Source organism: Mycobacterium sp. NGS15, from assembly GCF_059813245.1.
Map to the genome: position 1 here is coordinate 464212 of NZ_JCALEF010000006.1, position 9443 is coordinate 473654.

General features: G+C 62.8%; 17 protein-coding genes. 1 reads left to right on the forward strand and 16 read right to left on the reverse strand.

Annotation, left to right across the window (positions count from 1 at the left end; genetic code table 11):
* Window positions 1–26: 26 nt before the first annotated feature.
* Window positions 27–1040: a DNA-methyltransferase gene (locus AC5Y5C_RS20000; RefSeq protein WP_499975642.1), complete on the reverse strand. Its 1014-nt coding sequence runs from the start codon at window positions 1038–1040 to the stop codon at window positions 27–29.
* A gap of 68 nt (window positions 1041–1108) precedes the next feature.
* Between AC5Y5C_RS20000 and AC5Y5C_RS20005 the strand changes: the two genes are divergently transcribed.
* On the forward strand, window positions 1109–1342 hold the full coding sequence (locus AC5Y5C_RS20005) for a hypothetical protein (RefSeq protein ID WP_499975644.1): 234 nt from the start codon (window positions 1109–1111) through the stop codon (window positions 1340–1342).
* Window positions 1343–1470: 128 nt separating this feature from the next.
* Here the strand turns inward: AC5Y5C_RS20005 and AC5Y5C_RS20010 are convergent, their stop codons facing one another.
* The 15 genes from AC5Y5C_RS20010 to AC5Y5C_RS20080 form a co-directional block, all read right to left on the reverse strand.
* The gene (locus AC5Y5C_RS20010) at window positions 1471–2928 is read right to left on the reverse strand and encodes a DNA cytosine methyltransferase (protein WP_499975645.1); all 1458 of its coding nucleotides are present in this window, start codon (window positions 2926–2928) and stop codon (window positions 1471–1473) included.
* A complete protein-coding gene (locus AC5Y5C_RS20015) occupies window positions 2921–3898 on the reverse strand; it encodes an AAA family ATPase (RefSeq protein ID WP_499975647.1) in 978 nt (325 codons plus the stop codon). Before AC5Y5C_RS20015 ends, AC5Y5C_RS20010 begins: the two co-directional genes overlap by 8 nt.
* Window positions 3895–4752, reverse strand: coding sequence for a dATP/dGTP pyrophosphohydrolase domain-containing protein (locus tag AC5Y5C_RS20020; protein ID WP_499975649.1), 858 nt, complete (start codon window positions 4750–4752; stop codon window positions 3895–3897). Before AC5Y5C_RS20020 ends, AC5Y5C_RS20015 begins: the two co-directional genes overlap by 4 nt.
* The gene (locus AC5Y5C_RS20025; protein WP_499975651.1) at window positions 4749–5897 is read right to left on the reverse strand and encodes a hypothetical protein; all 1149 of its coding nucleotides are present in this window, start codon (window positions 5895–5897) and stop codon (window positions 4749–4751) included. Before AC5Y5C_RS20025 ends, AC5Y5C_RS20020 begins: the two co-directional genes overlap by 4 nt.
* Entirely contained in the window at window positions 5894–6040 is a 147-nt protein-coding gene (locus AC5Y5C_RS20030) for a hypothetical protein (RefSeq protein WP_499975653.1), read from the reverse strand. Before AC5Y5C_RS20030 ends, AC5Y5C_RS20025 begins: the two co-directional genes overlap by 4 nt.
* Window positions 6037–6207: a hypothetical protein gene (locus AC5Y5C_RS20035; protein ID WP_499975654.1), complete on the reverse strand. Its 171-nt coding sequence runs from the start codon at window positions 6205–6207 to the stop codon at window positions 6037–6039. Before AC5Y5C_RS20035 ends, AC5Y5C_RS20030 begins: the two co-directional genes overlap by 4 nt.
* Complete coding sequence (locus AC5Y5C_RS20040; protein ID WP_499975656.1) at window positions 6207–6410, reverse strand: hypothetical protein; 204 nt, start codon at window positions 6408–6410, stop codon at window positions 6207–6209. Before AC5Y5C_RS20040 ends, AC5Y5C_RS20035 begins: the two co-directional genes overlap by 1 nt.
* Window positions 6407–6580, reverse strand: a complete 174-nt coding sequence (locus AC5Y5C_RS20045; protein ID WP_499975657.1) for a hypothetical protein — start codon at window positions 6578–6580, stop codon at window positions 6407–6409. The genes AC5Y5C_RS20040 and AC5Y5C_RS20045 overlap by 4 nt, the downstream gene beginning before the upstream one ends.
* Entirely contained in the window at window positions 6577–6990 is a 414-nt protein-coding gene (locus AC5Y5C_RS20050; protein ID WP_499975658.1) for a hypothetical protein, read from the reverse strand. Before AC5Y5C_RS20050 ends, AC5Y5C_RS20045 begins: the two co-directional genes overlap by 4 nt.
* A complete protein-coding gene (locus tag AC5Y5C_RS20055; RefSeq protein WP_499975661.1) occupies window positions 6987–7307 on the reverse strand; it encodes a hypothetical protein in 321 nt (106 codons plus the stop codon). Before AC5Y5C_RS20055 ends, AC5Y5C_RS20050 begins: the two co-directional genes overlap by 4 nt.
* Entirely contained in the window at window positions 7307–7516 is a 210-nt protein-coding gene (locus AC5Y5C_RS20060; RefSeq protein ID WP_499975662.1) for a hypothetical protein, read from the reverse strand. The genes AC5Y5C_RS20055 and AC5Y5C_RS20060 overlap by 1 nt, the downstream gene beginning before the upstream one ends.
* Window positions 7513–7821 (reverse strand): DUF732 domain-containing protein, encoded by a 309-nt coding sequence (locus tag AC5Y5C_RS20065; RefSeq protein ID WP_499975664.1) that lies wholly within the window; start codon window positions 7819–7821, stop codon window positions 7513–7515. The genes AC5Y5C_RS20060 and AC5Y5C_RS20065 overlap by 4 nt, the downstream gene beginning before the upstream one ends.
* On the reverse strand, window positions 7818–8240 hold the full coding sequence (locus tag AC5Y5C_RS20070; protein WP_499975665.1) for a DUF6197 family protein: 423 nt from the start codon (window positions 8238–8240) through the stop codon (window positions 7818–7820). Before AC5Y5C_RS20070 ends, AC5Y5C_RS20065 begins: the two co-directional genes overlap by 4 nt.
* Before the next feature lie 101 nt (window positions 8241–8341).
* Window positions 8342–8542, reverse strand: a complete 201-nt coding sequence (locus AC5Y5C_RS20075) for a hypothetical protein (RefSeq protein WP_499975667.1) — start codon at window positions 8540–8542, stop codon at window positions 8342–8344.
* A 39-nt stretch (window positions 8543–8581) separates the two neighbouring features.
* Window positions 8582–9442: a hypothetical protein gene (locus tag AC5Y5C_RS20080; protein ID WP_499975668.1), complete on the reverse strand. Its 861-nt coding sequence runs from the start codon at window positions 9440–9442 to the stop codon at window positions 8582–8584.
* Window position 9443 lies beyond the last annotated feature (1 nt).

Sequence of the window (9443 nt, forward strand, 5' to 3'; positions counted from 1 at the left end):
CCCGCACCTGTCACAAAAGGCATGCTTCATGCGCCAGCCCCGAAGTCGAATGTCGGTTGACTAAAGCGTGTCCGCAGTGACAGATCGAGGTAGTCACGGTTGAGTTCAATGCCGACGTACTTGCGATCGAGGTGCCGCGCTGCCATACCTGTTGTGCCAGAGCCACTGAACGGGTCGAGCACTATGCCGCCCGGCTTGCAACCGGCAGCGATACACCGTTGAGCGAGCTTCGGTGGCATGGTCGCGAAGTGCGCACCAGGGAAGGGTTGCGTGGGGATCTCCCACACGTCGCCAGGATTGCGACCAACCGGATGCAACGCCTGATCTAGTCGCGCAGTCTGCGGATTGACCCCAGCGGGAAAGCCGAGCCCTTGTCGGGCGGACTTTCCCGGCGCTGCACGGTGCGGCTGGGTGCGCTCCCGCGAGGCCTCCGAGTGTGCGTCCCGTATCGGGTCAAGATCGAACCAATAGCGCCGCAACTTGGAGAACAGGAACACGTGCTCATGGCGGCCAGAGAGACGGTCGGCCACGCTCTCGGGCATGGCGTTTGGCTTGTTCCAGATGATGTCGTTGCGCAGAATCCAGCCGTCATCCTGCAGCGCGAACGCCACGCGCCACGGTATGCCGACGAGGTTCTTCTCGGGTAATCCGGAGTCCGAGGGCATCCGGGTCAAACCGTTGGCCTTGTCTCGTCTCCAATCCTTGTGGGGCTCCGCGCGATCCGGGAACAATCCGTCCTGGTGTGAGCTGGTGCGCGTCGCCACACGCGAGGAGTAGCTATCACCCAGGTTCAACCAGAGGGTTCCGTCATCGGCGAGCACGCGTCGCAGCTCGGCGAACAATGCGCGCATGGTCTCGACGTACTCAGCAGGTGAATCCTCCAGGCCGTACTGGCCGTCCACCTGGTAATTGCGGAGTCCGAAGTAGGGCGGGCTGGTGACGATGCAGTCGACAGAGCCATCGGCAAGCGTCGTTGCAACACTGAGCGCATCCCCGTGGTGGAGGGTCACAGAGTGGTCCTGGTAGTAGGGCGGGGTCATGCGGCTCCCCCTTGCGGGTGTAGGTACACCTGAGCTAGGGTGTGGGTACACCCAACGAGGAGGGGTACATGACCACCATTCAGTTGTCTCAGACGCGCATCGCCCGCGAAGGTCGCGTCTACCTTGAGCGGTTCCTTGGCAAGACCGTCGAACACACCACCTACGAAGGTGAAAAGCTCGTGGGAACACTCGAATTCCCCTCTGATGGGCCAGCACAAAGCAGCGCACCCGTGGGCCTGATCATCCGCTTTCCAGATGGAGACTGGGCATTCGCTGAATACAGACTCAAGGTGGTCGACTGACATGTCGAAGGGAACCCCACTTCGCAACTTCCGCTGCGGGGACGAACTATGGAGTGCAGCCCAAAACAAGGCTGAGGCTGAGGGGCGCGACGTGTCGACGGTGCTCCGTGAACTGCTAGCCAAGTGGGTCACGCGGCCACCTCGGAAACGCTGAGCAGCCAGTACAGCGCAGCGATGGCCTGCAGGGTCACCACGCCGTTGCCAATAATGCGCAGCTTGGCGCTACGCGAAATACGAATGTCGGTAACCCATCCGAGCGGCCAGCCCTGCATCCACTCGGAGAATGTCGCCGCCAGGCGCGGATTGCCCTTGGCTCCAGGCTCGGTCGGTGAGGGCGCCTCGCGGGTGATGGACTCCCAGCGACGGATGGCCGACTCGTACTTGCCCCACTGTGGCGTGCCGTTGAGTAGCGCGTAGTCGATCAGCTGGCGTGAATGTCCCTCGCGGCCGTCCGGATGAGCGCCGCCGCCTGTGGCGTCGGATGCGCAGGGTGTCGGAAGTAGCCCCGTGATGGCCCGTAGCCCAGGTTGATTCCGATTCAGGTCGGCAGGCGGCGAGTGGTGGCCATCAGTGGTCTTCGGCGTCGGCAGCAGGAGCGGTAAGTCGGTGAGTGGCACACTGCGCTTGGCGCCAGACGATCGCACACCGCCAGTCGCCTTGGCAGCCCGTCCACCGTTTCCATCGGATGCCCCTGGCGTCGGCAGCAGGTCCGTGATCGAGTCCAGGGTCGGACGCACGGCCGCCCCCGGGCTTAGTGACCGATTGCTCGGATACCGGCTGGCCGTCGGGGTTGGCAGCAGATCTACTCGGTCAGCCTCATCACCGCCGACGGCAACATCAGGTCGCCCGACGAACCCCGTTGATTCGGACCACCCTTGGTCCCATCCGTCGCACCAGGGGTTGGTAGTAGCGTCTTGACCTCCGCTCCAAGGTTCCTGGCGTGACCGTTGCCCGTCTGCGGTTGCGTCGTCGGAGTAGGCAGTAGTGCGTCGCAAGTCTCGCTGGTCGAGGCGCCACGGCTGGCCCTTGGGGTGGGCAGTAAAGATGACCCGAAAACGGCAGTGAGGGGCCCCGACATCGGAAGCGGCAATAGTTGTCCACTGCGCGTCATACCCGAGGTCGGCCAGGTCTCCGAGTACGGCTCCCGCTGCTCGCAGAACAGGTCGACTTGATCGGCTTGCCAGATCATCGCCTCCGGGTTCCATTGCGCGATGGGCATATCCACTGAGCAGACCCCTGACGTTCTCGATGACCACGAGCTGCGGTCGTAGTTGATTGATAGCCTCGGCATACTCGAGCCACAGTCCAGATCGGGTGTCCGGTGCGATACCAGCACGTCGGCCGGCGGCGGACACGTCCTGGCAGGGGAACCCGCCGCAGAGTATGTCCACGGGTTCGACCTGCGACCAGTTGACCGCGGCGATGTCTCCGAGGTTGGGCACGCCAGGCCAGTGGGCGGCGAGCACTTTCGATGCGTCGGGGTCGGGTTCGCAGTGCCACACGGTGCGGCCACCGGTGACGTGCTCGACCGCCAGGTCCAGCCCGCCTGCGCCGGAGAATAGGGAGCCAATTCGAATATCACGCATCGGCCATCTCCACTGCCGAGAAGTGGTCGAGGGTCGCGTGTAGTTGTTCCAGGTCAGTGCTGGAGTTCAGGTCTGCGCCGTACTCGTCGTTGAACCACTTCCCTGCCAATTTGAGGTCGATGCCTCTGCCATCGAGTAGCGCGCGCAGCTGTTCCTTCATCTGCTGCGCCGGCGGAACATCCGAGGCCTGCAACGGTGTGGTCTTGCGCGGGGACATGCCCGGCTTCATCACGTCGAAGATCAGCCACTCCAGCGAGAAGTCCTTCACCGACTTGGGCTGATCAACGCCCGGGCGCACGCCGTAGGTGGGTGATCGCACCCCGACGACAACGGGCGGCCGCTCGCGGGAGAGCTGCACCCAGGCCGTGGCCTCGTAGGCAAGATCCTTCTGGCCCTCGACGCGGTAGTCGCGCTTGCCGGTTGGCTTGCCGTCCTCGACTTCGGCGACTTCCTTGCCCCGGGCAGTCATGATGACAATCCCTGGGAATGAGACCAGGATTCGCATCAGCTGGTAGTGCCGCTCGCTGACGTCGTTCCAGAAGTTCATTGACGGCTTGATCTCGGCGTCGGGGTCTTTGGCCAGCTTCGCCCGATTCGAGGGCGTGTTCCTGGCGCGCTGATCGGCCCAATCCTTTAGAAACGTCCACTCGTTCGTCATCGAGTCGATGACCAGCACCACCGGGGGCTCACCGGCCGCATGCGCGGCCTTGGCGAGTTTGGCCACTTCCTCGACCTGGTGCACGATGTCGCGCCAGGTGCCGTCGTGTTCGATGATTAGGTAGTCGGCGCCGGGGATGACTGAGTACTCGTCGGCGGCGTCCTCGCCGAGATCGAGCCAGTAGGCCTGGCCGATATTCTCCGACGCGGTGAACTGTGCTGCGGCGTAGGTCTTCCCAGACTTCTCCGGGCCTTCGATCAGCACTAGCGGGAACGGGACCACACCCGTGGGCTTGCGAACAGTCAGAGTCACGATTGCGCCTCCGTGTCGAGAACGGTGACGTCGTTCTCGATGAACCAGATGAGGTCGGCCAGAGAGCGCCGTCCCAGTAGTTCGGCGAGATGCTGGTCGGCGTCCTTAAGTAGCCGAGTCGTGGTGTAGGCATTCGGCAGCTCCAGCCCCACCCATGGGCAGACCTCGCCCTCGGCATCGACTAGGCACCCGTCATTGGCTGCCATGTCCGCTGACATCTGCGCGAGGAACGAGGTGCGCACCGCGGGGACAATCTCAGTGGGCCAACGCTTCTGCACCCACTGGGCTAGCCGGTCTGGATCTTCCACCTTGATCTTGGCGATTGGCTGCACGCGCGTGGTCGATGACACCTCCACCTTTTGGCCATCAATGACAACGTGCCCCTTGACCTTCTCCTCGGGGAACTCGACCTCGGCTCGCTCGTTGGCATCGACCTCGATCCTCTTGAGCTGCTTGCGAACCCATGAGATAATCCCAAGCACCTGAGCAGCGTCCCTACGTCGAGTTATCCCAGCGGTCTGGGTTGCCTCGCCTGCTGGCGTTCGCACATGTTCAATAGCTTTGTCCGGATCCGCGGTACGCCAGTCGGGCCACGTGCGCTGCTCGTTGCGAGCCTGCTTCTCAACGATGGCGTCGATGATCTGTTGCGGCTCCCAACCCGCTCGCCAGGCACCGTCGAGCGCCAGGATTATGACATCCACCCACTCGGCGATATCAGCCGGAGCGGACCGAATCTCATCCAGTTCCTTGGTGATGTGGTCGATCACCCCCTTGGTGCGAGCTCCGGGGCCGAAAGTGGCCAGGCTAAATGCGCGCTGCCGGGCTAGATGTGCCGCATCGATTACAGAAGTCACTGCTTGTCTCCCACCATTCCCATGACTGCTACCGCCATCTCTTCGGGCGGCAGTGATATACCCGTGCGCTCGAACACGACCTCTGGAGTTCCGGGGTAGATGCCCACACGCATTCCCTTAAATCCCAAGGTCATCCGGTCGGTGTCGATAGCCTTGATAGCCGCCGCCAGACGCCGCCCGTTGATGGAGACCTTGGCTGGAGCACCCGAGAACCTGTGCGGTGTCAGCTCATCGCGAATGAGCCCATCGCCGCCCAGATTCTGAACAGCGAGACTGCCCTCGCTCGCGAACAACTCGATGCGGGCGTAATCCCCCGAGCTGAATGCGGAAGCGCGGCTGAGCATCGTCACCAGGTGACTCTTGGTCACCTCGCACGCCGTGGTGACCTGCTTGGGATAGACGGTCTCCACGGATGGATAGGGGTAGGCCAGGATGCTCATCGTTGACGTTGATCCGGCCCCTGATAGCGCGAATAGGTTCTCATCCCAGGACAACTCGATGGACCCGTCGAACCCCTTCCAGGGCCCCACCGCGTCGGCCAGGAGCCCAGCAGGAACATCCACGGTCCTCACCCCGTCGGCGGCGAAGTCGAAGGGAATCTGCTTGACGATGACCGAGCACTTATCGCAAGCCGTCAATTCGAGATAGGCCTCGGTGGCGGCCAGGTGCACAGCCGTCCACTCATGCAGGGCAGGATCGCCCGCTGCGAATGGCGCCGCCGCCGCGACCGCCGCGCTGAACTCCGCAGCCATCACCGAGCCGACAACGCGGTCCTCGGCCACCTGCGGCAGCTGCGGGTAGTAGTGAGCCTCCATGAGCGGCAACACGAAAGAGGCCTTGCCGCAGCTGACCGAGAGCGTGCCGCCCTTGGCTTCCAAGGCAACCTCGGCATCCGAAGGCAGCAGCTTCCCGATGGTGGCGAGCAGTCGGCCGGAGACCAACACGGCGCCCTCGACCTCTCCCACGTCGGCGGCGACCTCCATGCGGATGGACCGCTCGTAGTCGTAGCTGCTCAGCGCCACGGACCCGATCAACGGCTCAACGAGGATCCCTGCCAGCGTTGGAGTATCGGCCGCACGCGGTAACCCCGCTGCGACAGAAGCGATTGCCGGCGCAAGCGCGCTGGAGCGCACGGAGAATTTCACAGGAACCTCTCCGCGTCCTCGTCCGTCAGGATCACAATCCGGGCCCCGGGCCGCAGAGTGATCACGTCCCCGGGTGTGAAGTCGCCCGTGATCACGATTCCATCGGTGTTGAATTGGGAGACCTCTCCCTTGTATGCGGTCATGATGCCTCTCCAAGGATTGTGATTTGCGGTTCAATACCCCTGGCGCGCAACAACAAGTCGCGCGCGTTAAGTAGACGAAGCCGCTCTGCCATGTCGGTCTCTTCACGCAGCATGCAGGCGATGCCCAGCAGAATCGATCCCGGTTCGCGGATGGTTTGCAAAGTCATCACCGACGGCCTTCCAGCAGGTCGAAACTCACGGTCAGCTGGTCGTACGCCCTCTGCAATGAACAGGTGATCGCGACGAGTTCCGGGGTTCGTTCCGGTGCGATTGTTCGCACGGTGACAAGGGTTTTCATTGCTTGCAGCACCTCGTCGCGGACGATGCGCGCGACCAGCTCAGCGGCCTCTTTGGCCTCGATGGCAGTCACTGGCCACCGCACTTAAACCACAACACGGCCACGAAGAACACCGTGAACAGCAGCAGCCACGCCACGGCGGTCCAGTTCTGCACCCGCAGTCGTGCAGCTTGTTTCGCGCATGGCGGGCACGGTTTGAATTTCTGGTGCACAGTGCACACCGGCACGGTCAGCTCGATCACTGGCCCTCCCCTGGCTGCTGATACTCGGGATGCTGGCCCGCCAGGTGACGCCCCAGATTGGCGAATGATCGGTTGCAGCAAGGGCACACGCCGTTCGCGATCCGCCTCTTGGTCTTGGTCAGCTGGCCCTTGGTCGCGGAGTGCGCGCGGCGCTCCGATTCCAGGCGACGCTGCTCAATGCGGATGTCGGCCTCGCGGGCCTCCACCTGACGCTGCAGCCGCTCGGCGCGCTCACGCTGCTTCTCGGCCTCGGTCTTGCCGTAATAGTGCTGACCGTGGCCAGCCGGGCAGTGATAACTCTCGTGGTCCTCCTTGCGGCGCCGTTGGAAATCAGCCGGGACGGCAAAGACCATGCTGCAGTTGCAGCAGCACTCCACTACCAGCTGCTCGGTGTACTCAAGGGTTGTCATGCCTTGCCCCCCTTGGGCTTAATGTCGAAGTTGGCGTAGATCAGGTACGCGAGCGGCGTCGCGCGTTCTCGTGCCACCCGTTCGTATTGCGTTGATTGGGTGAGGAATCCGGCAATGCATTGCGTCAGCTGCTCAATGAGCGCGGCGTCGCCGTCCAGCTTGTTCGTCCACTCAGCCACGTATTGCCGCAAGCCGTTGGGACTCCACGCACGCCCGACGCCGGTCGTGTCCTTCGGATCGATCAGGGGCGTGATGTCTGCGAGTTTGTCGGCTACCTCGGCGACCATTTCGAGCAATGCCCTTGTTGGCTCTGGCATCACGCACCCGCCTTGATTGCTGCGCTGGACTCTTCGCGGCAATCGCGGTCGGTGAAGAAGTCCGTGAGGGCCCTTGCGCGCCGGTCTTCCTTATGACGCGGCTCGTACGTGGTCGGGCTGCATTTTGTGAGTGCGCTTGAGTGCTTGCCGTAGGCGAGCGCATCGAAGTACTCGGCGAGGCTGGCGTGTGGCTCGAGGCTGCGATTCATGCCGACCTCCCCGGCGCGACGCCAGCGGCCACGATGTAGCGCTGGAGCAGATCGGTGTGGCGCGGGCAGAACGTGTTGACCGACAGCCGCAGGATGCGGCCCGCGTCATACGACGAAAAACCCTCCCCCGCAACGAGTACACCCACACGGGTTACCCCTGGCAGCGTCGGAGTCGCATCGAGCTGTTTGCAGATAAGACCGCCATAGCTGGCGGCGTAGTCACTGGCATCATCGGCGTGCGCGGGGGGCGAGCACGCCCCGGCGATCACGGCACCAGCAGCTGCGGTAAGCAGGAGGCGCTTCATGCGAAGGCCTCGACATGCTGGATCGCCCGCTCAAGTACCGACTCGACCTCAGCGAATACCCGCCCCTGTTCGTCATTCCACGCGTGGATGAAAGGAGCCGGATGCCCGACTATCTCCACGCCCTTGATGTCGGCGATCACCTCTGCGACCTGACGTCGCAGCGCCTCGTGGAGCTGGTCCCCTGTGCGACCACGGCTCCGCCAGGTGACCACATAGCGCAGCGCACCGTCTAAGCACTTGCATGCGTATGGAAGCCCGTAAGTTCCTTGGGCCCAACCATTCTTGGTCTCCGGCGAGATCGGCTTGCGCAACTCGCCCAGCGCCTCGCGAAGCTTCTGGACGATCAGCTCGGGGGTTGGCCCGTTGCCGGAGGGCGGACCGCCGACACACTGAGCAGGGACTTGGATATGGTTCGACATGGCAATTCCTTTCCGTAGGATTGCTGGTAGGGGACGCTGGCGGTTTCTGTTTGGCGACGTGACCGCCAGCGTCTTTACTTATTTAGTTGTGTAGCAATCTGTTACGCCGACCTAGGTTCCGAAGGCAGAGCGTCGAGATACCGGTCGAGTTCCTTGAGCGGGTAGACCGGTTTGGTCCCCACGTACTTGGGACAGACGCGACCCGCCCGCTTCTCGCGGTCGAGCATCACTCGGGATATTCCGCAGTAGTCGGCTGCACGGTCCGAGTTGAGAGCGCCGACAGGGGTCGATTCCGCGCTCATCACGACTTCCCACTTCCGATCAGTTCGTGGGTCAACGCCTCAGACCGCTTCCGGGAAGGTGTCACGTGTCCATGAGCCGCCAACTGGTCGTTGGAACTTGGTCAGCTTGCGGTCACGCCGCCACGCATTCCAGGCCAAGACGAAGAATCCGATGGTGTCCCGGTCTGTGGTCTTGAGCCCTTGTGTGGTGATGCGATCTAGGCGGTCACGAAGCGCCAAGATGGGGCTTCCGCCGTCCAGCCCTGCACCGCTGTATAGGGCTTTGCAGAACTCGCGCGCCGCCTCGCCGTCGATTAGATGGAAGTGCGTGAGTACTGCCAGGGTGAGACTGGGCCGCGCTTTCACTCGACGCATCTCCGTGGAGAGCACGGTCGTCATGATCGCGATCTCGACCGGGTGGTTCTGCGCCCAGTCGATAACCATCGGGTTGCTGACCCTGTTGGAAGCGCGATCTCGAAATAGCAGACCGTCCTGCCACTCGATGTAGACGCGGATCGCACCGGCGACGACCTTGCTGTCCGCGTTGTTCGTCAGGCCATCGATGTTCAGCTGATCACCGGCCGAGCGGGTACGGCCTTGATCCATAGTGTCCTGTGATGACGTCGGTAGGCCGCGGACCACTAGGAACGGGATAGCTGGGAAGCTATCAGGCATGCGGGACAGCGCCGTCAAGCGATGCTGACCGTCAAGCAGGACATCGTCAACGGACCATTTGATGCCTTCACCGTTGTACTGCCATCGGCCCGAGCGCATCTCGTCCATGAGGCGCTTCACGTGGGTCTCGGAGATAGGCCGGTTCCGTGTGTTCTTCGCAAGAACCCGGCGCGCCATCGCCGGGTCGACGTAGATGATCGACTGGCTCGGCTTCTCGATCTGCATCTTGAGCTGATGTACGGACATT